This window comes from Streptomyces sp. NPDC098789 (assembly GCF_044759975.1).
Classification (GTDB): Bacteria; Actinomycetota; Actinomycetes; order Streptomycetales; family Streptomycetaceae; genus Streptomyces.
The window spans coordinates 32,029-57,227 of record NZ_JBIWAJ010000006.1 but is presented as its reverse complement, the minus strand read 5'-3'; the positions used below and the strand labels follow the sequence as shown (position 1 = coordinate 57,227).

At 72.7% G+C, this 25,199-nt stretch carries 21 protein-coding genes, 1 tRNA gene, 1 pseudogene and 1 riboswitch; of the genes and pseudogenes, 13 read left to right on the top strand and 10 right to left on the bottom strand.

What is annotated here, in order from left to right; translation table 11 throughout:
* Positions 1-804 carry a tyrosine-protein phosphatase gene (locus ACIQWR_RS14855; RefSeq protein ID WP_404009346.1) on the bottom strand — a complete coding sequence of 268 codons (804 nt, stop codon included), beginning with the start codon at positions 802-804 and terminating at the stop codon, positions 1-3.
* A gap of 319 nt (positions 805-1,123) precedes the next feature.
* Positions 1,124-1,293: riboswitch (cyclic di-AMP (ydaO/yuaA leader) on the top strand.
* 4 nt (positions 1,294-1,297) lie between these two features.
* On the opposite strand from ACIQWR_RS14855, the gene ACIQWR_RS14850 reads away from it, so the two are divergent.
* The 9 genes from ACIQWR_RS14850 (at position 1,298) to ACIQWR_RS14810 (ending at position 9,565) form a co-directional block, all read left to right on the top strand.
* Positions 1,298-2,329 carry a LysM peptidoglycan-binding domain-containing M23 family metallopeptidase gene (locus ACIQWR_RS14850; protein ID WP_404008648.1) on the top strand — a complete coding sequence of 344 codons (1,032 nt, stop codon included), beginning with the start codon at positions 1,298-1,300 and terminating at the stop codon, positions 2,327-2,329.
* Between the two features lie 178 nt (positions 2,330-2,507).
* Complete coding sequence (locus ACIQWR_RS14845) at positions 2,508-3,371, top strand: SGNH/GDSL hydrolase family protein (RefSeq protein WP_404008645.1); 864 nt, start codon at positions 2,508-2,510, stop codon at positions 3,369-3,371.
* A gap of 171 nt (positions 3,372-3,542) precedes the next feature.
* The gene (locus ACIQWR_RS14840; RefSeq protein ID WP_404009343.1) at positions 3,543-4,859 is read left to right on the top strand and encodes an MBL fold metallo-hydrolase; all 1,317 of its coding nucleotides are present in this window, start codon (positions 3,543-3,545) and stop codon (positions 4,857-4,859) included.
* Between the two features lie 262 nt (positions 4,860-5,121).
* Entirely contained in the window at positions 5,122-6,870 is a 1,749-nt protein-coding gene (locus ACIQWR_RS14835; RefSeq protein WP_404008642.1) for a sensor histidine kinase, read from the top strand.
* 79 nt (positions 6,871-6,949) lie between these two features.
* On the top strand, positions 6,950-7,381 hold the full coding sequence (locus tag ACIQWR_RS14830; protein ID WP_404008639.1) for a roadblock/LC7 domain-containing protein: 432 nt from the start codon (positions 6,950-6,952) through the stop codon (positions 7,379-7,381).
* Positions 7,378-7,821, top strand: coding sequence for a DUF742 domain-containing protein (locus ACIQWR_RS14825; protein ID WP_404008636.1), 444 nt, complete (start codon positions 7,378-7,380; stop codon positions 7,819-7,821). Before ACIQWR_RS14830 ends, ACIQWR_RS14825 begins: the two co-directional genes overlap by 4 nt.
* Positions 7,799-8,458, top strand: coding sequence for a GTP-binding protein (locus ACIQWR_RS14820; RefSeq protein WP_404008633.1), 660 nt, complete (start codon positions 7,799-7,801; stop codon positions 8,456-8,458). The genes ACIQWR_RS14825 and ACIQWR_RS14820 overlap by 23 nt, the downstream gene beginning before the upstream one ends.
* On the top strand, positions 8,455-9,006 hold the full coding sequence (locus ACIQWR_RS14815) for a GAF domain-containing protein (RefSeq protein ID WP_404008630.1): 552 nt from the start codon (positions 8,455-8,457) through the stop codon (positions 9,004-9,006). The genes ACIQWR_RS14820 and ACIQWR_RS14815 overlap by 4 nt, the downstream gene beginning before the upstream one ends.
* A 184-nt stretch (positions 9,007-9,190) precedes the next feature.
* Positions 9,191-9,565: an MmcQ/YjbR family DNA-binding protein gene (locus tag ACIQWR_RS14810; RefSeq protein ID WP_404008627.1), complete on the top strand. Its 375-nt coding sequence runs from the start codon at positions 9,191-9,193 to the stop codon at positions 9,563-9,565.
* A 20-nt stretch (positions 9,566-9,585) separates the two neighbouring features.
* Here the strand turns inward: ACIQWR_RS14810 and ACIQWR_RS14805 are convergent, their stop codons facing one another.
* Together ACIQWR_RS14805 and ACIQWR_RS14800 are read right to left on the bottom strand one after the other, a co-directional pair.
* Positions 9,586-10,500: a transketolase family protein gene (locus tag ACIQWR_RS14805; protein WP_404008624.1), complete on the bottom strand. Its 915-nt coding sequence runs from the start codon at positions 10,498-10,500 to the stop codon at positions 9,586-9,588.
* 7 nt (positions 10,501-10,507) lie between these two features.
* Positions 10,508-11,209, bottom strand: coding sequence for a transketolase (locus tag ACIQWR_RS14800; RefSeq protein WP_404008621.1), 702 nt, complete (start codon positions 11,207-11,209; stop codon positions 10,508-10,510).
* Between the two features lie 157 nt (positions 11,210-11,366).
* On the opposite strand from ACIQWR_RS14800, the gene ACIQWR_RS14795 reads away from it, so the two are divergent.
* Positions 11,367-11,440 (top strand) — tRNA-Pro (locus ACIQWR_RS14795).
* A 195-nt stretch (positions 11,441-11,635) separates the two neighbouring features.
* Here the strand turns inward: ACIQWR_RS14795 and ACIQWR_RS14790 are convergent.
* Positions 11,636-11,722: pseudogene (locus ACIQWR_RS14790) on the bottom strand (IS5/IS1182 family transposase); the annotation flags it as partial.
* A 227-nt stretch (positions 11,723-11,949) separates the two neighbouring features.
* Positions 11,950-13,686, bottom strand: a complete 1,737-nt coding sequence (locus ACIQWR_RS14785) for an amidase (RefSeq protein ID WP_404008618.1) — start codon at positions 13,684-13,686, stop codon at positions 11,950-11,952.
* Between the two features lie 101 nt (positions 13,687-13,787).
* Between ACIQWR_RS14785 and ACIQWR_RS14780 the strand changes: the two genes are divergently transcribed.
* Positions 13,788-14,435, top strand: coding sequence for a TetR/AcrR family transcriptional regulator (locus tag ACIQWR_RS14780; protein ID WP_404008615.1), 648 nt, complete (start codon positions 13,788-13,790; stop codon positions 14,433-14,435).
* Between the two features lie 176 nt (positions 14,436-14,611).
* Here the strand turns inward: ACIQWR_RS14780 and ACIQWR_RS14775 are convergent, their stop codons facing one another.
* Both ACIQWR_RS14775 and ACIQWR_RS14770 read right to left on the bottom strand, forming a co-directional pair.
* Entirely contained in the window at positions 14,612-15,829 is a 1,218-nt protein-coding gene (locus ACIQWR_RS14775) for an IS701 family transposase (RefSeq protein WP_404009339.1), read from the bottom strand.
* Positions 15,830-16,056: 227 nt separating this feature from the next.
* Entirely contained in the window at positions 16,057-16,347 is a 291-nt protein-coding gene (locus tag ACIQWR_RS14770) for a hypothetical protein (protein ID WP_404008613.1), read from the bottom strand.
* Positions 16,348-16,716: 369 nt separating this feature from the next.
* On the opposite strand from ACIQWR_RS14770, the gene ACIQWR_RS14765 reads away from it, so the two are divergent.
* Positions 16,717-19,353 carry a discoidin domain-containing protein gene (locus ACIQWR_RS14765; RefSeq protein WP_404008612.1) on the top strand — a complete coding sequence of 879 codons (2,637 nt, stop codon included), beginning with the start codon at positions 16,717-16,719 and terminating at the stop codon, positions 19,351-19,353.
* 185 nt (positions 19,354-19,538) lie between these two features.
* On the opposite strand, the gene ACIQWR_RS14760 is transcribed toward ACIQWR_RS14765, so the two are convergent.
* Positions 19,539-20,738, bottom strand: a complete 1,200-nt coding sequence (locus ACIQWR_RS14760; protein WP_404008609.1) for a copper resistance D family protein — start codon at positions 20,736-20,738, stop codon at positions 19,539-19,541.
* Positions 20,739-21,006: 268 nt separating this feature from the next.
* On the opposite strand from ACIQWR_RS14760, the gene ACIQWR_RS14755 reads away from it, so the two are divergent.
* Complete coding sequence (locus ACIQWR_RS14755; protein ID WP_404008607.1) at positions 21,007-22,530, top strand: MFS transporter; 1,524 nt, start codon at positions 21,007-21,009, stop codon at positions 22,528-22,530.
* A gap of 23 nt (positions 22,531-22,553) precedes the next feature.
* Here the strand turns inward: ACIQWR_RS14755 and ACIQWR_RS14750 are convergent, their stop codons facing one another.
* Entirely contained in the window at positions 22,554-24,404 is a 1,851-nt protein-coding gene (locus ACIQWR_RS14750; RefSeq protein WP_404008604.1) for a serine/threonine-protein kinase, read from the bottom strand.
* Between the two features lie 176 nt (positions 24,405-24,580).
* Complete coding sequence (locus ACIQWR_RS14745; protein WP_404008601.1) at positions 24,581-25,060, bottom strand: peroxiredoxin; 480 nt, start codon at positions 25,058-25,060, stop codon at positions 24,581-24,583.
* Positions 25,061-25,199 lie beyond the last annotated feature (139 nt).

Sequence of the window (25,199 nt, the reverse complement as noted above, 5' to 3'; positions counted from 1 at the left end):
TCAGGCCGGTGATTCGAGGTAGTGGTCGCGCAGCCGGTCGAGGGTCTCGGGCGTGAGCCCGAGGCCCTCGGCGAGGTAGCGGTCGGTGCTGCCCCAGATCTCCTCCAGGGTGTCGAAGGCCGCGAGCAGGTACTCGGCGCGCGCGTCGAACAGCGGGGCGAGCAGCTCCATCACCTCGGGGGAGCGGGCCTCGGCGGACTCGCTGTTGCGGCGCACCTTGTAGCGCCGGTGCGGGGCGTTCGACTCCAGGTAGTCCGCCACGATCGCCTCGCGCTCGACGCCGAGCGCGAGCAGGGTGACCGCGATCGACAGGCCGGCCCGGTCCTTCCCGGCCGCGCAGTGCATCAGCACCGGCACCTGGTCCTGGACGAGCGACTGGACGACCTGGCGGTGCTCCGCGGTGCGGTTCGTGACGATCTCCCGGTAGGAGTTGGCCATCCGCAGCGCGGCCTTGCCCTCGCCGAGGACCTGGCGCAGCTGGCCGAGGTCGCCGTCGCGCACCATCCGCCAGAACTCCGTACCGTCCGCCGGGTCGGAGAGCGGGAGGTTGACGTTGCGGACCCCGGGCAGCTCGACGTCCGGGCCTTCGAGCGCGTGGTCCGCGGCGTTGCGGAAGTCGAAGATGGTGTGCAGCCCGAGCGAAGCGAGGAATTCCGTATCGGTTTCGGTGGCATGTGCCAGATGTCCGCTTCGGAAGACCTGTCCTGCTCTGACCCTCCGTCCGTCCGTGGTCGGGAGCCCGCCCACGTCACGGAAGTTGCGCACTCCGGTCAGCTCCGGCTCCGTGGACGGGGCCTGGGGCATCTGCTGGGTCACGGTGACTCCTCCGTATCGTCGCGGCATGTCCGAATTACACTAGTTGAGCGCAACTTGCCACAAGGGACGGGGAGATCGGATCGCCCCCGTGAGCAGGATCATACGGTCACCGTGAGTGTGTGATCACGAAAGTCGAATTGCCTTGTGGGGGCGGCCGTTGTCGCGGCGGATTCGACGGAGGGTGACCGGAATTCCGTCGATCCCTCACCCGGGCCTTTCCTGCGGGGAATTCGCGGCTTGTTCCGGGGGGCCGGACGGAATACCTTCGCGTCGACCCGGATGGACCGCCTAATCCTGCCACCATCCGAAACCGCACCCGACGATCCACACGCCCGGCAGGAGCGGGGGAACCAGGTAAGCCGCCGTCACCGGAATGGATCTTTTCCTCCGGACGGCTCGGGGTGAAGCCGTACGCGTACGGCCGGACATCTCCAGTCCGAACCCGACAGCTCACCTCGCAGGCGACGGAGAGGAATTCGCCATGCCCGCAAAGGGAAAGCACCGCCGCCCGAAGTCCAGCCCGATAGCCCGCGGACTCGTCGTCGCGGGCACCGGGAGCGCGGCGCTCGCGCTGCCGCTGATGGGTGCCACCGGCGCGCACGCCGCGACCGGCTCGACGGCCGCGACCGCTACGACGGCCGGCCCGGCCACCGCTGTCGCGACCCAGGTGATCCCGGCCCAGGCGCCGGCCGCCGCGCCGCTGACGTCCTCGGTCTACACCGTGGTTCCGGGCGACTACCTCTCGAAGATCGCCGCGGAGCGGCACCTGAGCGGCGGCTGGCAGCAGGTGTACGCGGACAACCGCGAGGCCGTCGGCGCCGACCCGTCGCTGATCCACCCGGGGCTGAAGCTGACCCTGGGGGCGCGGGCGCAGCAGCAGGAGCAGACCCCGGCCGCGACCGCGGCCGAGGAGTCCGCTCCGGCCGAGGAGTCCGCTCCGGCGGCGGACGCGGGATCGGACGAAGGGTCGGACGAGGCCGCGAGCGACGAGAGCGCGAGCGACGAGGGTACGAGCGACGAGGGCGCGAGCGGCAAGCCCGCGCAGGGCACCGGTAGCGGTAGCGGTAGCGGTACGGGCAAGGGCTCCGGTTCGGGCACCGCCTCGGCCTCCGGCTTCGTCGCTCCGGTCTCCGCCTCCATCACCACCCGGTACGGGGTGAGCGGCAGCATGTGGTCCAGCGGTCACCACACCGGTGTCGACTTCGCCGTGGGCACCGGCACCACCGTCCGCGCGGTCGGCGCGGGCACCGTGGTCTCCGCGGGTTGGGGCGGCGCGTACGGCAACGAGGTCGTCATCCGGCACGCGGACGGCCGCTACTCGCAGTACGGCCACCTGTCCCAGCTGTCGGTGTCGGTCGGCCAGAGCGTCGGCGCGGGCCAGAGCATCGGCCTGTCCGGTGCCACGGGCAACGTCACCGGCCCGCACCTGCACTTCGAGATCCGCACGGGCGCCGGCTACGGCACGGACGTCGACCCGCTGGCCTACCTCCGCTCGAAGGGCGTGAACGTCTGACCGGCGAGCGCCGTTCGGCACGAGGAGGGGCCGGGACCCGAGGGGGGTCCCGGCCCCTCTTTCATGTACCTGACAGGGGGCTGACTTATTCCTTACCCGCCGGGTGGTATAGATCACGGTCCGTCAAGGGGTGGCTACGGTGGCGTAGGTCACGGCCTGGGGTGAAGGATGTCTTCTCGTGGCAGCGACGACAGCGATGACGACAAAGACGACGACGAAGACGACGAAGACGACGAACACGAACACGAACACGAACGCGACGACACTGGAGGCGGCGCTCCAGGGCATCGGCTCGTACGCGGCGATCGGGGACAGCTTCACCGAGGGCGTGGGGGACCCGGGCCCGGGGGAGATCTTCGTGGGCTGGGCCGACCGGCTCGCGGTGCTCCTGGCCGATCAGCGCGACGAGCACGACTTCCGGTACGCCAACCTCGCCGTGCGGGGCAAGCTCCTGGACCAGATCGTGGCGGAGCAGGTGCCGCGGGCCAAGGAACTGGCGCCCGACCTGGTCACCTTCTGCGCCGGGGGCAACGACATCATCCGGCCCGGGAGCGACCCCGATGACGTGGCGGAGCGGTTCGAGGCGGCCCTGGCCGACCTCGTCGGGTCCGTCGGCCAGGTGATGATCACCACCGGCTTCGACACCCGCGACGTGCCGGTGCTCAAGCACATCCGCGGCAAGGTGGCGACGTACTCGGCGCACGTGCGGTCCATCGCCGACCGGTACGAATGCCCGGTGCTGGACCTCTGGTCGCTGAAGTCCGTCCAGGACCGGCGGGCTTGGGACGACGACCGGCTGCACCTCTCGCCCGAGGGGCACACCCGGGTCGCGCTGCGCGCCGCCCAGGTGCTGGGGCTGGAGGTGCCCGCCGACCCGGACCAGCCGTGGCCCCCGCAGCAGCCGCGCGGCTCGGCCGAGGTGACCCGGGACAACATCCAATGGGCGCGGGAGTACCTCGTGCCGTGGATCGGCCGGCGCCTGCGCGGCGAGTCCTCCGGTGACCACATGGAGGCGAAGCGGCCGGACCTCCTGCCGCTGTAACGGGGCCGGGCGGGGGACAGGAGGCCGACGGGCGGGAAGCGGAATCCTTCGGGGCCGGTGCGCGTTGGCATGGTGGTAGCACGTACGACCCGCCCTGCCCACTTCCTCTCTGGAGGCGCCTTGACCGGCTCCGGCCCCGGCTCCCGTCCCTTGCGTCCACGGCTGCGCGCCATGCGGCCCGAAGCCTTCGGCGCGGATCCGTCCGGCGCTCGGCTGGAGCGGATCCTGCGCTCGCCGAACTTCGCCGACGGCGTCTTCCAGAATCCCGTCGGGGCCAGGACCAGGCCCTCCGGCTCGATGCTGGAATTCGCCAAGATCTATTTCCACAAGGAGCAGCGCGTCCGGCGCAATCCCGGCGCGCCGGTCCCGGTGCATCCGACCACGCTGGCCGACCTGGCGAAGCCGCCGGTCAGCGGCCTGCGACTGACCTGGATGGGGCACTCCAGCGTCCTCGCGGAGATCGACGGCCGCCGGGTGCTGTTCGATCCGGTGTGGGGCGAGCGGTGCTCTCCCTTCCCCTTCGCCGGGCCCAAGCGACTGCACCCCGTGCCGGTTCCGCTGGCCGCGCTCGGGCCGGTCGACGTCGTGGTCATCTCGCACGACCACTACGACCACCTCGACCTGCCGACGATCAAGGCGCTCGCCCGTACGGACACGGTCTTCGCGGTCCCGCTCGGCGTCGGCGCGCACCTGGAGCACTGGGGCGTCCCGGCCGACCGGCTGCGCGAACTGGACTGGAACGAGACCACCAAGGTCGCCGGCCTGTCGCTGACCGCCACCCCGGCCCGGCACTTCTGCGGGCGCGGTCTGCGCAACCAGCAGTACACGCTGTGGGCGTCCTGGGTCGTCGCGGGCGACGCGCACCGGATCTTCCACAGCGGTGACACGGGCTACTTCCCCGGCTTCAAGGAGATCGGCGCCGCGCACGGCCCCTTCGACGCGACGATGATCCAGATCGGCGCCTACTCGGAGTACTGGCCGGACATCCACATGACCCCGGAGGAGGGCATGACGGCCCACCTCGACCTCCAGGGCGGCGCCCCGCACGGCACGATGCTGCCGATCCACTGGGGCACCTTCAACCTGGCCCCGCACCCGTGGGACGAGCCGGGCGAAGGCACCCTGTCGGCCGCGGGCCGGGCGGGCGCGGCGATCGCGCTGCCGGTGCCTGGCCGCCCCTTCGAGCCGGGAGCGCCGGACGCCCCGGCCGAGCCGTGGTGGCGCCCGTTCGTCTCGACCCAGGCTCCGGTCGCAGGCTCCGGCTCCGGGACCGCGCCCGTGCCCGTGTCCGCGTCGGCCTCTGCGTCTGCGTCTGCGTCCAGACCGTCCGCCGCCCGCACGGCGCCGCCCGCCGCGGGGCTGAAGGCGGACGCGGGCCCGAAGACGGACGCGGGCCCGAAGACGGACGCGGGCCCGAAGACGGACGCGGGCCCGAAGACGGACGCGGGCCCGAAGACGAACGAGGAGCCGGAGGCCGTGGGCACCTGACCCGCAGGTCAGGCCGGTCCGCGGGGGTCGCGGGCCGGCCGGGGCGGGGGGCTCGCGCGGTGACGGGGGGCGCTGGGGCGGCGCCCGAAGGGGTATTCGGGCTGTCGTGCGAGCGCTCCTTCCGGAGCGGGACGCACCCCGGTGAAGTTCCCCAACTGGCCGCCTGCGGCGCGAGGTCGCGGTCTAGCGTGGGTACCCGGTGATCAACACCGGGTCCCGGTACCGCGGGGGCCCGGGCCCCCGTACCGTACCGAGGACGCCGATGTCCGGACTCCGCGCCGCCCGCCCCCGCCACTCCCCGTCGAGACACGCCGTCACCGGTCCGGCCCGGCAGATACGGCCCCAGCTGATCAGGGCAGCCGTGCTCCCCACCCTCGCCGCCGGCCTCAGCGGCGCCGCGGCGGTGATCTTCACCCTCCAGCTCGGCGGCGGCGCGGGCGCGCGCGACGCGCGGCTCTGGCCGGTGCTCACCGGGTGCGCCCTGCTGGTCGTCGGCGCGCTCGCCGCCGCGCTGCTCGGCGCCCAGCGCGCGGGGAAGGCCGTACGGGACCGCTGCGAAGCGCTGCGCCGGTCCAGCGTGCGCGGCCGCCAGGAGCTCGGGACCGTCGCGGACCGGCTGGAGCGCGGCGAGAGCCCGCCCCGACCGCCGCGCGGCGGCGCCGGGGGTCCGGCGGTCGCGGGCAGCGGCGCCGGTCACGAACACGTGGACGAATTCTGGCTGCTCTCCCAGGAGTTGCGCGGCGCCCGGGAACAGGCGCACGCCACGCTGGTGCGGCTGGCCGGGCCCGCGGCGCCCTCCGACAGCGACCAGAAGGTCGAGGTCTTCGTGAACCTCGCGCGCCGCCTCCAGTCGCTGGTGCACCGCGAGATCTCGCTGCTCGACGACCTGGAGGACACGGTCGAGGATCCGGACCTGCTCAAGGAGCTGTTCCACGTCGACCACCTCGCCACCAGGATCCGGCGCCACGCGGAGAACCTCGCGGTGCTCGGCGGCGCCGCGTCCCGGAGGCAGTGGACCCGCCCGATCGACCTCAGCGAGGTGCTGCGGTCCGCGGTGGCGGAGGTCGAGCAGTACACCCGGGTGAAGGTGGTGCCGCCGGCGGGCGGCACGGTGCGCGGGCACGCCGTCGCCGACGTGGTGCACCTGCTGGCCGAGCTCGTCGAGAACGCGACGGTGTTCTCCGCCCCGGACACCGATGTCGTGGTGCGCGCCGAGCGGGTCACCGCCGGGATCGCGGTCGAGGTCGAGGACCGTGGCCTCGGCATGCCGCCCGAGGAGCAGCGCCGGATGAACGCCCTGCTCGGCGACCCCGATCAGATCAACGTCCGGCGGCTGCTGGCGGACGGGCGGATCGGCCTGTTCGTGGTCTCGGCGCTGGCCCGCAGGCACGGGATCGCCGTCGAGTTGAAGTCCAACATCTACGGCGGGGTGCTCGCCGTACTGGTGCTGCCGCAGGAGCTGTTGGGTGCGGAGGCGCCGGGTGCGGCCGATGCGGCGGGGGGCTCCCGGGCCACCTCGTGGGGGACGGCCGCGACGGCGTACGCGCCTCCGCTGGAGCCCGTACGGACGACCGCGACGGTGCCGCTCCCACTTCCGCTCCCGGATCCGCTTCCCGAGCCGCTCCCGCACCCGCGCTCGCTTGCGGAGGCGGCGGTCGTGTCCGAGCCGGAGCCGGAGCCGGAGTCTGGGCCCGAGCCCGAGTTGGAGCTCGTGGTCGCGCCGGTGGTCGAGGCGGAGCGTCGGCCCGAACCGGTGCTGATCACCACGGTGTCGGCCCCGGTCGCGGGCATCGGCGCCGCCGTGGTGCCCGCGGCCCGGGGCGGGGGCGGCCGCCCGCCGCTGCCCCGGCGCCGGGCCCAGGAGCACCTCGCGCCGCAGCTGCGCGAGGCGCCCGTACCGCGCCGTACGGACCTCCGCGCCGCGGACGGCGAACCGCCCCTGCACGATCCGGGCCTGATGGCCGCCTTCCAGCGGGGCTTCGGCCGTGCGCAGGCGGAGCATCCGTCATGACGGCCTCGCGAACCACCACCTCAGCTCCCACAGACACGTACACGTACACGCCCATGTCCCGCAGCGAGGAGAACCTCCGATGACAGCCGAAGTGGCTACGAAGACCACGCAACTCTCCGACTTGGACTGGCTGTTGAGCGGCCTGGTGCAGCGGGTGCCGTACACCCGCAGCGCCGTGCTGCTCACCTCGGACGGCCTCGTCACCTGTGTGCACGGCCTCGACGCCGACGCCGCCGACCACCTGGCGGCGCTCGCGTCCGGCCTCTACTCGCTCGGCCGCAGCGCCGGATCCCGCTTCGCCGAAGGGGCCGAGGTCCGGCAGGTGGTCGTCGAGCTGGACTCGGCACTCGTCTTCGTCTCGGCGGCCGGTGCGGGAACCTGCCTGGCCGTCCTCGCCGATCGGGAAGCCGATGCCGGCGTGCTCGGCTACGAGATGGCGATGCTGGTCAAGAGCGTACGTCCGTACCTGGCGGCCCCGCCCCGGCGCCCGGCCGCCGCTCCGGAGCGATGACGCGCCATGCCACGGGGGCACGTGCGTCGGTTCCGTACCCGGTGGGGGTCGTCCGGGACACGCCTTGGCTCGACGACACCGCGGGCCGGGTGATGCGCCCGTACACCGCGAGCGGCGGCCGGACCCGCCCGGCCGCGGCGCTCGACCTGCTGTCCCTGGTGAGCGCCACCGGGGTGCGGCCGTGCGCGCCGCTGGGCCCGGACCACAGCCTGGCACTGCGGCTCTGCGCCGGGGCGGCGGCCGTCACCGTCGCCGAGCTGGCCGGGCAGCTGCGGCTGCCCGCGGTGGTCACCAAGGTGCTGTTGTCCGACCTCATGGAGCACGGGGCCGTCGCGGCCCGCGCGCCCCGCTTCCCGGGCGTCCCCGGGGGCGCGGGGATCGCCGCCGACGACCAGTCCCTGCTGCGGGCGGTGCTCGATGGCCTACGTCGCCGGCTGTGAGGGGGGCGCCCCGGGCGGGTCGTCCGGATCGTCCGGGTCGTCCGGGTCATCCGGGGCGTCCGGATCGGGAGCGCCGCTGACGCTGAAGATCCTGATCGCGGGCGGGTTCGGGGCGGGCAAGACCACCTTCGTCGGCGCCGTGAGCGAGATCGAGCCGCTGAGCACGGAGGAGCTGCTGAGCGGGCTGAGCGAGGACGCCGATCCGCTGGACGGCGTCGAGGCCAAGACGGCGACCACGGTCGCGCTGGACTTCGGCCGGATCACGCTGGACGCCCAGCGCGTGCTGTACCTCTTCGGCACGCCCGGTCAGCAGCGCTTCTGGTTCCTCTGGGAGGAGCTGTGCGCGGGCGCGCTGGGGGCCGTCGTCCTCGCCGACACGCGGCGGCTCGCCGACTGCTTCGCGGCCGTCGACTTCTTCGAGCGGCGCGGGATCGGTTTCATCGTCGCCGTCAACGAGTTCGACGGCGGCCACCGCTACACGACCGACGAGATCCGCGGGGCGGTGGGCCTCGCGCCGGAGGTGCCCGTCGTGCGGTGCGACGCGCGGCTCACCGGTTCCGGTACGGGGGCGCTGGCCGTCCTCGTCCACCATCTGCTGTCCAGGGCCACGTCTTCTGAGTCGGGGGAACCGCCATGACCTACTTCGAATCGACCGGACACCTACTGCTCACCCCGGTGGACCGGGAGGCTCCCGCACGCGTCCTGCGGCTGCGCGAGCTGGGTTTGGGGGAGCGGGTGGACACGGAGCTGGACGCCTTCGCGCGACGGATCGCGACGACGCTGGGAGCGCCGTACGCGGGGGTCAACTTCATCAATGAGGAGAGGCAGTTCTTCGCCGGGCTGCACCACGGCGGCGACGCCCCGGCGAGCGCGTACCCGGCCCGGGTGCTCGCCCGCGACCAGGGGTACTGCCCGCACGTGGTGGTGCGGCGGCGGGCGCTCGTCCTGGAGGACGTCCGGGACTTCGCGCGCTTCGCCGGGAACGCGGTGGTCGACGAGAGCGGGGTGCGCTCCTACCTGGGCGCGCCGCTGACCGACCGGCGCGGGGTGGTGCTCGGGACGGTGTGCGCGGTGGACGTGGTGCCGCGCCGGTGGGGGACGGAGGGGCTGGCCACGGTCAAGGCGCTGGCGGCGGAGCTGGTCTCGGTCTTCCATGCGCGGGAGGACGGACTGCGGGCGGGCTGAGGGGCGGGGCGGGGCGGTTGTCGGTGCCGGGGTCTACCGTCGAGGGCAAGGGTTGCGACGCCGGACCCGGCACAGGTCCGGCACGGGACCCGGCACCGCACCGGCACCGCACCGGCACCGCACTGCACCACACCGATACCGCATCCGACCCGACATCGGCCTCGGCCGGAGAGGAGCCGTGGGGATGGCCACGACCCTGACCGCGCAGGACGTCCGCACGATCGCGCTGGCGCTCCCCGACAGCACCGAGAAGCCGGCGTGGGGCATGCCGACCTTCCGGGTGGGCGGCAAGATGTTCGCCGCGCTCGCGGAGGACGACGCCTCCGTCGGGGTGAAGTGCCCCAAGGAGGAGCGCGCCGAGCTGATCGCCGCCGAGCCCGCCAAGTTCTTCATGCGGGCGGGTCACGACGACAACTACGCCTGGCTGCGGGTCCGTCTGGCGGCGCTGGACGGACCCGCCGAGCTGCGCGCCATCCTGGTCGACTCCTGGCTCCAGGCGGCCCCCAAGCGCCTGGCCCAGGCCCACCCGGAGTTGGGCGGCGCCAGCCGGCCGCGCTAGAGGTCGGACATGTACTCGCACTAATGCTTCAGGAAGGCGGCGATCCGCTCGCGGAGCCCGTGCGGATCCAGGCCGTGGGCGGCGGTGTGCTCGTCGATCGTGCCGAACCTCCGCAGCTCCTCCCTGCCCACGCCCAGGCCCAGGATCCGGTGCGGGACCTCGATCAGGGCCTCGGCGGCCGGGCCCGCGGACGTACCGGCGAGGTAGGGCTCGACCAGGACCACGTCGGCCGGGCCCGATCCGACGGCCGCGCGCAGGGCCGCGTCGTCGAAGGGCCGTACGGTCGTCGCGTAGAGCACCGTCACGTCCATCCCTTCGGTGGCCGCCAGGACGTTGTCCAGGAGCGGCCCCACGGCCACCACCACGCCCGCGCTCCCCTCCCGCACGGTCAGGAAACGGGTGCCGTCGACCGGGCGCGGGGCGGCGTTGGACTGTTGGGAGAGCCGGACGTACACCTTGTCGTCCCCGGCGGCGTACGCGTGGCGCAGCAGCTCCTCGGCCTCGTCCGGATGCCCGGGAACGTGGACGGTCCAGCCGTCCAGGGTGTCGAGCAGGGCCACGTCACCTGGCGCCATGTGGGTGAACCCGCCGGCGGGCCAGTCGTACGAAGCGCTCGCGCTGACCAGGACCCCGCCCGTCCCCTGGTGCCCGAAGTCCAGCTTGATCTGTTCGAAGGGCCGCTCGACGAGGAAGCTCGCGAAGGTGTGCACCACCGGTCGCAGGCCCGTCAGCGCCAACCCGCCGCCGACGCCCACGAGCAGCTGCTCGCGGATCCCGACGTTGATCACCCGGTCCGGGTGCCGCGAGCGGGCGGGGCGGAACCCGTCCATGGTGATCTCCGCGAGCACCACGGCCAGCCGCGGGTCCTCGTCGAGCTGCCGCGTGGTGAAGGAGACGAAACGCTCCCGCATGGAGTTGCCCGCCACGATGTCCATGGATTCCTCAGCCCTTCGTCTCGACGCGGGCGACCACGGCGTGCGGCCGCCCGGGATGCGGTGCGGTGAAAGCGGCGTGCAGTGCCTCGTGGTCCCGCCCGTCCACCGTGACGGCCGACCACCCGGCCGCCTCGAACCGGGACGCGATGCCGCCCGGCCAGCCGTGGGTGGCGGAGTCGTTGTCGATCACCACGGTGTGCAGCCGCTCCAGGCCGGCCGAGCCGGCGTAGGCGATGGCCTCGTGGTTGCTGCCCTCGTCCAGCTCGGCGTCACCGATCAGCACCCACACCGCGGGATCGGCCAGCCCCTGGGCCCGCAGCCCGAGCGCGCCGCCCACGGCGAGCGGCAGCCCGTGGCCGAGGGAGCCGCTGCCGATCTCCACGCCGGGGACGAGGGTGCGGTCCGGGTGGTGCCCGAGCGGGGACGCGTACCCGCCGAAGCCGGGGAGCCACTCGACGGGGAAGAACCCCTTGGCGGCGAGTACGGCGTAGTAGGCCATCGGCCCGTGCCCCTTGGACAGCAGGAACCGGTCCCGGTCCCGGTCCGCGGCGCGTGCCGGGTCCACGCGGAGCACCCGGTCGTAGAGCACCCACAGCACGTCCAGCGTGGAGGTGGCGGCCGGCCCGTGCTTCTCGTCCCCGGTCATGAGCCCCATGAGCCGGTCCAGATCCTGGAAGCGGAACCCCGTGTCCGCGGTCGTTTGTGTCATACACGGATCGTGCAACCTCAACCGGGCTTGAGGTCAACCCCACCCCGTCCGGCGAGGCCGGGACCCGTCGCCGAAAGGTGCGCGCGACCACCGCCCGAAGTGCGGTATCGTTCTCGTGCACGAGCGGTTGCGGCGAAAGTCGCAGGTCAGCGAGTGGCGGGACGTGGCGCAGCTTGGTAGCGCACTTGACTGGGGGTCAAGGGGTCGCAGGTTCAAATCCTGTCGTCCCGACTAGAGGTTCGCCTCGTAGTCGCAGATGAGGGCTTTGTTTCACTTCGGTGAGGCAAGGCCCTTTCTCGTGTGCTCGTCCGAGCCGGCCCTGAGGCTGTGCGGATCCGGGTGGACGTGCACCCGCTCTGTGAACGCAGATCGCCGATCTTCGGGGCGCACTGGCAGCCGGTGTACCGGCGCTTCGCGCGGTGGCGCCGTCACCAGCTTCTCGAACAAGCGAGTGCTCAGCCCTGTGGACGGGGCTCTCCAGGACGGCTCCGACGCCGTGATCACGCCAGCCATCGCGAGATCAGCTCATCTTGGTCATCCTGCGGTCCCCGCCAGCCTCTGGCGGGCCGTATCTCGTTCGTCCGGGCGGATCCGGCGTGAGAGCCTCGCGCCTGTGGCTACGGAAACCGAGGTGGGAGAGCTGTTGCGCCAGCGCGGCTGGCGGACGGGGACGAGGGGCCGTTTCAGAGAGATCTGAAACGGCCCCTCGATCGTTTTCGGGGCCGTTGGTTCCCGGCCGGTCAGTGCTCCGGCAGGCGGGGGGTGCGGGGCGGGGGCGTGCGTCGGGGGGCGGTGCTTTCGAAGGCCGCGGCGAGGGTCAGCAGGGCGTTGTCGTCGTAGGCGCGGCCGGCGAAGGTCAGGCCGACGGGCATGCCGGTGTCCGTCATGGTGCCCATGGGCACCGTCACGGTCGGGATGCCGAGGTGGCGGGGGACCAGGTTGCCGTTCGCGACCCAGACGCCGTTGCGCCAGCCGAGGTCGGCGGATGCCGGGTCGACGTCCATGTCCGCGGGGCCCACGTCCGCGACGGCGGGGAAGACCACCGCGTCCAGGCCCAGGCCGTCCATCCACAGCTCCAGGTCGACCCGGCGCGTCTCCTCCAGCCCGCGCAGCCCCTGTTCGAGGAGCGGCATGTCGGCGAGGGAGGCGTACGGGCGCTCGCGCACGAAGCGCGGGTAGTCGCCGACGGTGTCGTCGAAGCCGTCGTAGCGGTCGGGCAGTTCGCCCTCCTGCTTGGGCCAGATGCGGGCGCCGTCGACCTCGGCCAGGGTGGGGAGCGCCGGGTCGCCGTTGGCGCGCAGGAAGTCGTCCCAGGCCCAGGCGGACAGGTCCTCGATCTCGAAGGTGAGGTAGTCGCGGCCGACCAGTCCGCGGGTGAACAGGGAGGGCGCTCCGGGGCGGTCGGACTCGTAGTTCGACACGACGGGGAAGTCGACCTCGACCACCTCGGCGCCGGCGGCCTCCAGGTCGCGGCGGGCCGCTTCCCACAGCGCGATGACCGAGGGGCGGGTGTCGATGCGCTGTCCGGTCTGGCCGCCGATGCCGCCGTCCGGGTTCGTTCCGGCCCCGGGGTCGGCGTTGATGTACATGCGGGGCACGCCGACGCGCTTGCCGGCCAGTGCGTCGGACGCGGTCCCGGCGTCGGCGGGGGCGAGGGCCGGGTAGGAGGCGGGGCGCACCTGTGACGGTGCGGGCAGTGCCACCCACGGCTGTGCGCGCCACAGGTCCCCGCGCGCGTTCGGGTCGTCGGCGACGATGACGTCGAGCAGTTCGAGCAGGTCGGCCATGGTGCGGGTGTGCGGGACGACCACGTCCATGGTCGGTACGAGCGGCCAGTTGCCGCGGGTCGAGATCACGCCGCGGCTCGGGGTGTAGGCGCACAGCGCGTTGTTCGAGGCGGGGGCGCGGCCCGAGGACCAGGTCTCCTCGCCGAGGCCGAACGCGCCGAACGACGCCGCCGTCGCGGTGCCGGAGCCGTTGGAGGAACCGGAGCCGTAGGCGCTGGTGAGCCAGTCGGCGCTGTACGGGCTCTCCGCGCGGCCGTACACGCCGCGCTGCATGCCGCCGTTGGCCATCGGCGGCATGTTGGTGAGGCCGATGAGGACGGCGCCGCCGGCGCGCAGCCGTTCGATGGCGAAGGCGTCGCGCTGGGCGACGAGGTGCTCGAAGGCGGGGGAGCCGGACGCGGCGGTCAGGCCCTTGGCGAGGTAGCTGTCCTTCGCGGTGTACGGGATGCCGTCCAGCGGGCCGAGGGTCTCGCCGCGTGCGCGGCGGGCGTCGGAGGCCTCCGCTTCGGCGCGGGCGTCCGGGTTCATCACGACCATGGCGTTGAGGGCCGTGGTCGTACCGGGGCGGTCGTACGCGTCGATCCGCGCGAGGTAGGCGTCGAGCAGGCCGACCGAGGTGGTCCCGCCCTTCTCCAGCGCCGCGCGCAGGTCGGCGATACAGGTCTCCACAACATCGAATCCGCGCGTCATACGGCTGTCTCCTGGGATGGCGGAACTGACTAGATTTTCAGTCTAGAGCAATAATCTAGAATGAGAATCTAACCCCATGGAACCGAGGTGTGCACGTGTCGATGTCGACGTCAGGGGCCTGGCCGGCCCGGCCCCCGGTGGACAGGAAGCGTCAGCCCAGCGGGGACGAGGCGCGGGGGCGGGCGATGCGGGCCGCCATCAGCGTCATCGCGGAGAAGGGCACCGCGGGCCTGCGGATGTCGGACATCGCGGCGCGGGCCGGCATGAGCACCGGGCACATCCTCTACCACTTCGGCAAGAAGGACCGGCTGCTGCTCGAAGTGCTCGCCTGGAGCCAGGCGGACCTCTGGGCGCGCTTCGAGCGGGCCACCGAGCAGGCCGCGTCCCCCGTCGAGAAGCTGGACCTGTTCGTCCGCTTCTACCTGCCCCGCCACCAGGGCGACGAACGCTACGCGCTGTGGACGCAGGTGCTGGCCCAGCGCCACGACGACGCGGGCCGGCGCACCCTCACCGCGCTGCTGGACGGCTGGGACGAGCGGCTGGAAGCCATCGTCGGCGAGGGCCGGGACCTGGGGCACTTCGCCGAAGTGGACCTGCCCGAGTTCACCATCCGGGCCGTGGCCATGCTGAGCGGCCTCTCCGAAGACGTGATGTTCGGGCGGTCCCGCTGGCAGGACACCTCCGCGCACGCCTTCGCCCTGTCCGCCCTCGAACGGGAACTGCGTCCGACCGGGGCGGGGCGCCCCTAGTACTCCAGCCGTGTTTCTCCATTACTGCTGGTCAACGGCTTGGGTGTGGGGAGTGTAGCGGGGTGGTGAGGGGTGCGGGGCGGTCTTCGCGGACCGTCCCGCGAACGTGTGTCCCTGCCGCATGTAGTGACAGTGTCGGGCGCGTGCTTGGTGGCGGCGACGCCATCTCGACCAGTTCACCGCGAGTGCGCGGGGTGAAGGACGGCTGTCGGGTTCAACTGCCAGCAGACGACGGATTTCGGCCGGGGTGAGGTCCACGAGGTCGGGTGTGTCGGCCTCACCACCCCCTTTTCACGCTCCTGGACGGCCATCGCCGCGAGGAAGATATGGGCGAGCATGACGAGCGTGATGTGCCGATACCAGCCGATGTAGCGCCGGACCTCGTAGTGGTCCAGGCCGCACTCGTTCTTCGCGCTCTGGAAGCACTCCTCGATCTTCCAGCGGCAGCCGGCAACACGGACCAGGTCGGCGACCGTGGCCTCCAGTGGGGCGTAAGCGAGGTAGTAGGCGATCTCGTCGGGCCTGGAGATGCTGCGGCGGGCCAGCATCCACCGCTGCCGGGTGGGTTCGTCGCCGTCGAACTCCCAGACCGAGGGCAGACGTCCGGCGGCCCAGTCGTAGAGGCGTTCGCCCTTCGCGCCGAGGCCGGCGGAAAGCCGCTGCCACGCTTCCGGCGGGGCCTGGGCGGTGTGGTGATCGATGCGCGGGCCGTGGACCTGCTGAGACTTGGGCACCGCAACGACGTAGGAGAGCTGGGTGTCTTCGAGGAAGCGCCGGAAACGGGAGTCCTGGCCGTAGGCGGAATCTGCGGTGACCCAGGAGAAGGTGAGCGCGGAGGCCTTGGCTCGCAAGATCATGGCGCGGGCGAGTTCGTTCTTGGTGCTGAAGTCGCGTTCGTCGGGGATCTGGGCAGCACGGCAGCGTTCCCGGTCGTTCGTCCAGGACGTGGGCAGATAGAGCTCGCGGTCGACAAGGGCGTGACCGCGGCTGGTGGCATAGGCGGCGAAGACGCCGATCTGGCAGTTCTCGGTGCGGCCCGCGGTCCCGGAATATTGCCGTTGCACCCCCGCTGACGTGGTGCCCTTCTTGACGAAGCCCGTGTCATCAATAATCAACACGCCGTCCGCGGCCGCGAGTTGTTCCGCGGCATAGGCCTGCAGGTCATCGCGGAGGCGGTCGGCCTCCCAGCGGGACCTTGCCAGGAGATACTGCAGTCCGTCAGGGGTCGCGTGACCTGCGTATTCGGCGAGCTGCCAGCCGTTCTTACGACCCACCGGGCCCAGCAGTCCACGCACGTAGTCCCGCATCCGACGTCGAGGCTCCACCCGGCCGAAGCGAGCCCCAGCCTTCAGGAACAGCTTCTCGAGTTCATGGCCCCAGGCACTCGTGGGCACATCATTGATCACACCGAGTGGCTGTCCAGCCCGGTGTCACTACATGCGGCAGGGACACACGTTCGCGGGACGGTCCGCGAAGACCGCCCCGCACCCCTCACCACCCCGCTACACTCCCCACACCCAAGCCGTTGACCAGCAGTAATGGAGAAATGCGGCTGGAGTACTAGAAGGCTCCTAGTGCCGTGCCGGGCGCCGTGACACGGTGAACCTTTCCGGTCACAGCGCTAGACGCAGGCCCCGGCCCCCGCTCGGGTCCGGGTGCCGGGCGTGGCGTGGTGGGCGATCCGCATCCTGGTCCCGGCGAATTCCACCGTCTCGCCCGGCAGGATGAGCAGGCCCGGCTCGGCGTCGGGGCCGGACCCGACCGGCCGGACCTGGACCGCCGGGCCCAGGCCGCCGGCCATGAACACCATCGGGTCGACCTCCCAGCCGTGGTCGGCCAGCCAGCGCTCCAGCGCCGCGCTGTCCGCCGCCTCCGCCCCGCGAGGCCATGCGTACGCAGTCGTGCTCTCCATGCCTACCCCCTGTAGCTGATGGGACCACCGGCCCAGATGGTGCCACCTGCCTACGACAGTGCCCCGTGGATTTCGTAGGCGACAACTCGCTTGTAGGTGGCTCTCCTTGGAGCTTCCAGGCGGAGGGTCGTTTCGTCCTGCGGATCGAAGTGCCTTGTGGTGGCTGCGCCTTGGAAGGTGTGCATGCCGGGTGTGGGCGACACCACTCGAAGGTGGCGTGTCGTGGCGTCGTCGGGCCCGGTGGAGTGGGCGGCTCCGCCTGTGCCGGCGCCAGTTCGCACCAACTCCCTTTTTGGGGCGGCGAGTTGGCGTGTGCTGACCTATCTTCTAGGGGCCCGCAGCGGTTCACTTTTCGCCCAGGAGGTCCGATTGCATCCCAGACGCACCGGCACCAGCGCCCGCACCCGCACCGGCATCCGCACCGGCATCCGCACCCGTATCGGCACCCGTATCGGCGTCCGCGCCCGCGCCCTGGCCCTTTCCCGAGCTGTGCGCCGCTCCCATCTGCTCATCGCCTTCGCCCTCGGCTCGCTGCTCGTCGGCATCACCCCCTTGCTCGGTGTGGCGAGCACCGGGCGCGCCGGCCGGGACCCTGCGCCGCGGCCGGCGCCCGTGCCCTTCGACCAGCAGACGGCGAAACAGTCGCCGCACCACGGCGTGGCCCCGGCGAACGCCATGGAACCCACGGCTCCGCTCCTCGACCGGATCGGCTGGACGGCCACGGCGAGCGACGAGGAGACCGGCGGGGAGAACGGCCGCGCGGCCAACGTCCTCGACGGCAACACGGCCACCATCTGGCACAGCAAGTGGTCCGGGACCGCGACCCCGCTGCCGCACGCCCTCACCATCGACATGCACCGCACGGCGGTGGTCTCGGCGCTCCTCTACCAGCCCCGCACCAACGGACCCAACGGGCGCGTCGGTGAGTACAGCATCAGCGTGAGCGCGGACGGCCAGAACTGGGGCGCTCCCGTCGCCACCGGCACCCTCGCGGACGACGCGAGCGCCAAGACCCTGGGATTCGCCCCGCAGGGCGCCCGGTTCGTCCGGCTGACCGCCGCCACCGAGGCCGGCAACCGCGGCCCGTGGACCTCCGCCGCGGAGCTCAACCTGCTGGGCGACCCCGGAACCCCGGCCGCCACCGTCGACCTGCCCCGGACCGGATGGACGGCCGCGGCGAGCGACGAGGAGACCAGCGCGACGAACAACCGCGCGGCCAACGTCCTCGACGGTGACGCCGCCACCATCTGGCACAGCAAGTACTCCGGGACGCCGACCCCGCTGCCGCACGCCCTCACCATCGACATGCACCGCACGGCGGCCGTCTCCGCCCTGGTCTACCAGCCCCGCAACGACGGCCCCAACGGGCGTGCGGGCGCGTACACCATCAGCACCAGCACCGACGGCGTCACCTTCGGCGCACCGGTCTCCGCGGGCACCTGGCGCGACGACGACACCGTCAAGACCGCCACCTTCACCCGCACCGAGAACGCCCGCTACATACGCCTGCGCGTGACCAGCGAGGCCGGCAACCGCGGTCCCTGGACCTCCGCCGCCGAGATACGCCTGAGCGGCCCGGCCGACCCGGCCGCGCACGGCTCCTGGGGCCGGATCACCGGCTTCCCGCTGGTGCCGGTGGCCACCGCCGTCCTGCCCGGTGACAAGCTCCTGGCCTGGTCGGCGTACGCGGTCGATCGTTTCGGCGGCAGCAACGGCTACACCCAGACCGCGATCCTGGACCTGAAGACGGGCAAGGTCACCCAGCGCCGCATCGACAACACCGGCCACGACATGTTCTGCCCGGGCATAGTGATGCTCGCCGACGGCCGGGTCCTGGTCACCGGCGGCAGCAACGCGGAGAAGGCGAGCATCTACGACCCGGCCACCGACGCTTGGTCCGCGACCGCCAGCATGAACATCGCCCGCGGCTACCAGGCCATGACCCTGCTCTCCACCGGCGAGGCCTTCGTCCTCGGCGGATCCTGGAGCGGAGTCGCGGGGGACAAGGCCGGCGAGGTCTGGTCCCCGGACACCCGCACCTGGCGCAGGCTCCCCGGCGTGCCCGCCGTCCCGGCGATGACGGCCGATCCGGCCGGCGCCTACCGCGCCGACAACCACATGTGGCTGCACGCCACCTCGGACGGCAAGGTGCTCCAGCTGGGACCGAGCAAGCAGATGAACTGGATCACGACCGGCGGGAACGGGACCATCACCGCCGCCGGCACCCGGGCCGACAGCCAGGACGCCATGACCGGCAACGCCGTCGCGTACGACATCGGCAAGCTGCTCACCCTGGGCGGCTCGCCCGCGTACGAGAAGACGCCCGCCACCCGGCGCGCTTACACCGTCGGCATCGACGGCGACCAGGTCCGGGCCGCGCGCACGGGCGACATGGGGTACGCCCGCGCCTTCGGCAACAGCGTCGTCCTGCCCGACGGCAAGGTCGCCGTCTTCGGCGGACAGGCGTACCCGGTGCCGTTCAGCGACGCCACGTCCGTGCTGACCCCCGAGCTGTGGGACCCGGCGACCGGGAGCTTCACCCAGCTCGCCACCATGGCCATCCCGCGCAATTACCACAGCGTGGCGAACCTGCTGCCCGACGGACGGATCTTCTCCGGCGGCGGCGGCCTGTGCGGCGACTGCGCCACCAACCACGCCGACGGGGCCGTGTTCACCCCGCCGTACCTGCTGAACGCCGACGGCTCGGCCAAGCCGCGCCCCGTCATCACCGGCGGTGTGCCGCCCCGGGCCGCCGCCGGCGCCCAGCTCACCGTCACCGCCGAGGGGTCGGTGGCCTCCTTCGTCCTGATGCGGGCCGCGGCCGCGACCCACTCCACGGACAACGACCAGCGGCGGGTCCCGCTGGTGTCCACCGCCGCGGGCGGCGGCACCTACACGGTCTCCGTCCCGGCGGACAAGGGCGTGGTCCTGCCCGGCACCTACATGCTCTTCGCCCTGGACTCCCAGGGGGTGCCGAGCACCGCCCGGTTCATCACCGTCACCTGACGGCACGGGCGCGGCGCCCCGCAGCGCGGGCTGCGGGGCGCCGTCGCCGTGCGATCAGACGGAGAGGGAGATCTCGGTCGACTTGATCAGGGCGACGACGGAGCCCCTCCCGTGCCCCGAGGGGAACGTGGACGTGCGTGGCGGCGGCACGGTGGGTCAGCTGAGGCCGGCCGTTGTCCGCCGGGTCAGGCGGAGGCGGGTGTGGAGGAGGAGGGGGCGGGGGCCGGGGTGGCGGGGGTGCGGCGGGCCAGGGCGTCGGAGGTCCGCACCGTGATGTAGAGGGACGCCACCAGGGTGAGGACGAGCAGCGCGCCCACCGCGAAGATGCTGCCGGTCGAGACGGCGGGCGGGCTGCCCGCCTCGGAGCGGGCGGAGCCGCTGAGGAACGGGACCACGGCCAGGACGGCGGCCCCGAGGGCGACCTCGCCCCAGACGACCTTCGGGAAGTGGCGCAGGGTCAGGTGCACGAGCGAGGACGTGTCGTCCGTCGCGCGGGCCTTGGCGATGCGGGGCATCAGCCAGAACTGGTTGAGGCCGCCGGCCGCGACCATGCCGAGCACCAGCAGGATCTTGACCAAGAGGAAGAGTCCGTAGGTCGTCGTCCACAGCTGGCTGATGGCGCCGACGTGCTTCCAGCTCATCCACAGGCCCGAGGTGAGGACGGAGCCGACGCAGACGAGGGCGACCAGCGAGAAGCGGCGCCAGACGTCCGCCCACATCGGGCCCGCGCCCTCACCGAGTCGGCCGCGGGTGGTGGCGAGGGCCGCGAGGAAGGCCAGGCCGCCGATCCAGACCACGCCGCCGACGATGTGGACCTGGCCGAAGACGAGGTCCAGCACCTTGTCCGAGTCCTTGGGCGCGGTGGTCGGCACGGCCCCCACGAGCGTCACCGCGAGGCTCAGGGGCAGGGCGGTCAGTGCCAGCGCGTTCAGGTGCCGGCGGGCCCGGGGGAGGAACAGCGCCATCAAGGTCGCGGAGGTCAGCACCAGGAGGACGTTCTGCACGGTGTAGATCGCGCCCTGGGCGACCCACGCGCCCTTGGCCGCCGGTGCGCCGAGGAAGTCAATGATCCGCGCCGGTGAGAGGGCGTCGCCGAAGGGCATGCCCTTGCCGGCGCGGGCGAGGCGTGCGGCGAGCTGGAAGTAGCCCGCGACGAGCAGGACGACCCCGGCCCAGGCGAGGTACCCCGAGGTTCTTCGTCCCATGACCTCCGCATCGCCGCCCCCGGTCGAGGGCGCGCGGAGCGCGGGGCGTACGGACGTGGCGTAGGTGACGGTGGTGCCGATCGCTCCCGACAGGCCGATGAAGTACCCGGCCTTGGTCAGGACGCGCCACGGCGGAGGCGTGGTGTAGCCGGCCGAGGCGGCCAGATGTAGGAGCTGCATAAAGGGAAGGCTAACCTAACTTCGCAAGAGGGCCCCTGGGGCAAATGGGGCATGGTTGAATCTTTACCCATCTGGCGGAGGGGAGGGTTCCGGAGTGTTTTCCGGGTCGCGTTTGCTTCAAATGAGACAATTTTGTATCGTTTGGGACGAGAGAGACTCGATTGGTGTGGGTGGGAGCGGTGCAGGAGCCGTGCCGGCCGACCCGTCGAGGTACTCCTCCGTACCGGCCCCACACCAGCACCCCGCACCACCGTGAACGGAAATCCCCATGCGCACCCGCACGCAGGACCCGCGCCGCTGGATCGTGCTCGCGATCCTCTCCGGCAGCCTCCTGCTCATCTCGATGGACACCACGATCCTCAACGTGGCCTTCCCCTCGCTCGTCGGCGACCTCCAGCCGGGCGCCGTCCAGCAGCTGTGGATCATCGACGTCTACGCGCTGGCCCTGTCCGGACTCCTGGTCACCGCGGGCGCCCTCGGCGACCGGTGGGGGCGCAAGCGGCTCCTCATGGTCGGCTTCGGCATCTTCGCCGTCGCCTCGCTCATCGCCGTCTTCTCCACCGAGGCCTGGCACGTCATCGCCGCCCGCGCACTGCTCGGCGTCGGTGGCGCGGCGATCATGCCGTCCACCCTGTCGATCCTGCGCAGCGTCTTCACCGACGCCAAGGAGCGCGCCTTCGCCCTCGCCGTCTGGGCGGCGGTCTTCGGCGGCGGCATGGCCTTCGGGCCGGTCGTCGGCGGCCTGCTCGTGCAGGACTTCGGTTGGCACTCCGCCTTCCTCCTGAACCTTCCCGTCGCCGCGGTCATCGTCGCGGCAGGACTGCGCTACCTGCCCGAATCGCGCTCGCCCCGGGCCGCCGGACGATGGGACTGGTGGGGCGTCGGCCAGTCCATCGTCGGCATGCTCGCCCTCGCGGGCGGCATCAAGCAGCTGGGCAAGAGCGGTGTCGCGGAGCCGTTGCCCTGGGCGCTGCTCGCCCTCGCCGCCGTATCGCTGACCGTCTTCGTACGCCGCCAGCTGCGCGTGGACAACCCGCTGCTCCAGGTCCGGCTGTTCGCCAAGCCGGCCTTCAGCGTGGCCGCCACCGCGATCTTCCTGCCGATGGTGGGCATGGGCGCGATCCTGTTCCTGGTCACCCAGTGGTTCCAGTACGGCCAGGGCTACACGCCCCTGGAGGCGGGCCTGCGCCTGCTGCCCGCGCCGCTCGCCCTGATCTGCGCCTCGATGCTGGCCCCCGCCCTCATGCAGCGCTTCGCCATCCGGCACGTCCTCGGCGCCGGACTGGTGGTGCTGGCCGCGGGCATGGCCCTGCCGTGGGGCTTCCAGCAGTTCTCGGACCTCGGCTACCCCGCCTTCGCCGCGGCCCTGACCGTCATGGGCCTGGGCGCGGGCCTCGCCACCACGGTCGCCTCGGTGACCCTGATGTCGACGGCGCCCGCCGACGAGGTCTCCAGCGCGGCCGCCATCGAGGAGACCTGCTACGAACTCGGCTCGGCCATGGGCGTGGCCATCCTCGGCTCCACGGCCGCCGCGCTCTACCGCGGGAACCTTCCCGCGCTGGACCTGGACGGCTCGACGCTCAGCGCCGTACGGGCCTCCGTGGGCGAGGCCGCGCACGCCGCGGAGCGGCTCGGCGGCAGCGCGGGGCAGGCCCTGCTCGACACCGCCTCACAGGCCTACACCCTGGCCATCACCCCGGCGTTCCTCCTGGCCGGCGGCCTCGCGGTGATCGCGGCGGTCACCACCTGGAAGCTGATCCCGCGCGACCTGCGACCGACCGAGAACCACTAGGGGGTGCGACGGAGCCGGCGCGACTACTGGTACGCCGCTCTGATCGGGACGCTCTCCGTCGTCGGGCTCTGGTCCTTGCGGTAATCGGCCGTCCAGAGCGGGCGGGAGCGGTCCGGGTCGCCGTAGACGGTTCCGCCGTCCTCGCAGAAGTAGTTGAGGCGCTTGCCGGCGAGGTCGGAGGTGGCGCCGGAGGCGAAGCCGCAGGTCTTGCCGTTGGCCAGCTCGATGAGCAGGGTGGTCGGGGCCGGGCTGTCCGGCGGGCGGAAGGAGTCCGCCGGGAGCGGCTGCGTCAGGATCATCCGCTGCATGCGACGGGCGTTGCCGTCCAGGCACAGGAGGACGTCGGCCGCCCCGTCGCCCGGGGCGAAGCAGGGGTCCAGGATGGTGCTCGCGGACATGCAGCGCCACGCGTCGGAGCGCGGGGTCTTGCTGGAGACCGTCCAACAGGACCCGGCGGTCTCCCCGGTGATCGTGACCCCCTCGGCCGGTTCCCCGCCGGCCACGGACCAGGGGGCGATGGTGTGGACGGCCGTACGGCCGGTACCGGGGTCACCGGCGGCGCCGGGCACGCCGGTGGTCGACGGGGGAGGACTGCTCGCGGACAGCGGGCCGGCCGGGCTCCGGGGCGGCGTCGCGGGGGTGCCCGACGTCGCGGGCCGGTCGTCGGGGGAGCGCGAGGAGGAGGCCGCGGCGGCGTCCCGCCTGTCCCGCCCGTCGCGACCGTCCTGTCCGGACGGGAGCAGGCTCAGGCCCAACCCGACGACGCCGCCGAGGGCAGCGGCCGCCGCGACGAACAGGCCCCGGCGCACCCACACCCCGCGCCCGGCGGGGGCGGGTACGGGCGCGGCTCCGGTGCCGGTGCCGGCCGGCGGGACCGCGCCCCAGGAGGGGTCCTCGATCGAGGGAACGTCCCAACGGGCCGCGATCAGCGCGTCGTCGACCGGGGCGCCCTCGGCCGGTGCGTCCTCCACCGGGGCCGGTGCGGCGGCCGCCGGGCGGCCCACCGGCAGCACCTCGGTGGCCGCGCCGTCCAACAGCCGCGCGGTGACGACCGCCAGGGCCCGGGACCTCGGCCGCTCGCCGGGTTCCTTGGCCAGGCAGGCGGCCAGGACGCCGTGCAGTTCGTCGGGCACGCCCGCCAGGTCGGGTTCCTCGCGCAGCACGCGGTAGGCCACCGCGTCCGGGGCCCCGGTACCGAAGACGGGCCTGCCGGTGGCCGCGGTGGCGATGAGCGCGCCCCAGGCGAAGAGGTCGCCGCGGCTGTCCGCGGACCCGTCGCGGTACTGCTCCGGGCTGATCCAGCCGGGAGTTCCGGTCATGACGCCGGTACGGGTCACCGCGGTGCCGTCCGTGACGTGGGCGATGCCGAAGTCGAGCACGCGGGGGCCGTCCGGGGAAAGGATCACGTTGGCCGGCTTGAGGTCCCGGTGCACCACGCCGGCCGCGTGCACGGCGGCCAGTGCGGCCGCCGTACCGGCCGCCAGGAGGTGCAGCCGGGCCCCCGTGAGCGGCCCATGCGCGGCGACGTACTGGTGCAGGGTGGGCCCCGGTACGTACGTCGTGACCAACCACGGCGCGGCGGCGTCCGGGTCCGCGTCGACGAGGGGGACCAGGCACGGGCCGGTGACCCGCCGCAGCACCCCCACCTCGCGGTGGAACCGGGCCCGGAACTGCGGATCGGCGGCGAGTTGGGGATGCACCGTCTTGAGGGCGACCCTGCGGCCGCCGCCGTCCACGGCCGCGTAGACGACGCCCATGCCGCCCGTGCCGAGCCGTCCCACGAGGCGGTACGAGGCGATCACCGGCGGATCGCCGGGCAGTAGCGGGCCCATCACGGCGGCGGCCGGAGCGGGCACGGCGGGTACGGCAGGCACAGCGGATCCATCCCCCACGGTCGGTCACCATCACGCGCACGGGGCACGCTACCGCCCGGGCGGGGGCCGATTCGCCGGGACGGACGACCTTCCCCCGGTCCGGTGACCTCGGTCCGGTGACCTCGGTCTGGCGATCCCGGTCCGGCGATCCGGCCAGGCGCCCCGGCCCGCCCCGGCTACGCGAACGCGGCCAGCTGCCGGGCGAGCGTCGAGGCGCTCTGGAACGTCGCCCCCAACAGCGCCACGTGCTTCCAGCGCAGGGTGCCGTCCGGCGCGATCAGGAAGACCGACCGGCGCAGCCCGATCACCGGAGCGCTCACCCCGAAGGCCCGCGCGACCTCGCGCCCCGTGTCCGCGAGCAGCGGCATCCGCAGGCCGTGCCGCCGCGCGAACCCCTCGTGGCTGTCGACGTCCTGCGGGCTGATCCCCCACACCGTGGCGCCGAGTTCGGCGAACTCCTCGAAGCCGCTGGAGTAGGAGCACAGCTGCTTCGTGCACACGGCGGTGTTGTCGCCCGGGTAGAACGCCAGGACCACCGGCCCACCGCGCCGCTCGCTCAGCGTGAAGTCGCGCCGCTCGAAGGAACCGCCCACCAGCTCGCCGCCGGGCAGCGTGAAGTCGCCCACCACCGATCCCACTTCCGGTCCTGCCGCCACAACCGTCTCCTCCGGCTCGTCCTGCCATGTCGCGTACCGCCACGACTCGTCCTGCCACGTCGTCGTACGCGGGCGCAACGGTACGCGGCCCCGCGCGGACGCCGGCAGGAGCCCCGGGGGCAGCGCCCCCGGGCGCGGA

Coding starts and splice junctions, on each gene's coding strand:
- ACIQWR_RS14855 (WP_404009346.1), bottom strand. CDS start 804: ATGCCCCAGGCCCCGTCCACGGAGCCGGAGCTGACCGGAGTGCGCAAC.
- ACIQWR_RS14850 (WP_404008648.1), top strand. CDS start 1,298: ATGCCCGCAAAGGGAAAGCACCGCCGCCCGAAGTCCAGCCCGATAGCC.
- ACIQWR_RS14840 (WP_404009343.1), top strand. CDS start 3,543: ATGCGGCCCGAAGCCTTCGGCGCGGATCCGTCCGGCGCTCGGCTGGAG.
- ACIQWR_RS14835 (WP_404008642.1), top strand. CDS start 5,122: ATGTCCGGACTCCGCGCCGCCCGCCCCCGCCACTCCCCGTCGAGACAC.
- ACIQWR_RS14830 (WP_404008639.1), top strand. CDS start 6,950: ATGACAGCCGAAGTGGCTACGAAGACCACGCAACTCTCCGACTTGGAC.
- ACIQWR_RS14825 (WP_404008636.1), top strand. CDS start 7,378: ATGACGCGCCATGCCACGGGGGCACGTGCGTCGGTTCCGTACCCGGTG.
- ACIQWR_RS14820 (WP_404008633.1), top strand. CDS start 7,799: ATGGCCTACGTCGCCGGCTGTGAGGGGGGCGCCCCGGGCGGGTCGTCC.
- ACIQWR_RS14815 (WP_404008630.1), top strand. CDS start 8,455: ATGACCTACTTCGAATCGACCGGACACCTACTGCTCACCCCGGTGGAC.
- ACIQWR_RS14810 (WP_404008627.1), top strand. CDS start 9,191: ATGGCCACGACCCTGACCGCGCAGGACGTCCGCACGATCGCGCTGGCG.
- ACIQWR_RS14805 (WP_404008624.1), bottom strand. CDS start 10,500: ATGGACATCGTGGCGGGCAACTCCATGCGGGAGCGTTTCGTCTCCTTC.
- ACIQWR_RS14800 (WP_404008621.1), bottom strand. CDS start 11,209: ATGACACAAACGACCGCGGACACGGGGTTCCGCTTCCAGGATCTGGAC.
- ACIQWR_RS14785 (WP_404008618.1), bottom strand. CDS start 13,686: ATGACGCGCGGATTCGATGTTGTGGAGACCTGTATCGCCGACCTGCGC.
- ACIQWR_RS14780 (WP_404008615.1), top strand. CDS start 13,788: ATGTCGACGTCAGGGGCCTGGCCGGCCCGGCCCCCGGTGGACAGGAAG.
- ACIQWR_RS14770 (WP_404008613.1), bottom strand. CDS start 16,347: ATGGAGAGCACGACTGCGTACGCATGGCCTCGCGGGGCGGAGGCGGCG.
- ACIQWR_RS14760 (WP_404008609.1), bottom strand. CDS start 20,738: ATGCAGCTCCTACATCTGGCCGCCTCGGCCGGCTACACCACGCCTCCG.
- ACIQWR_RS14755 (WP_404008607.1), top strand. CDS start 21,007: ATGCGCACCCGCACGCAGGACCCGCGCCGCTGGATCGTGCTCGCGATC.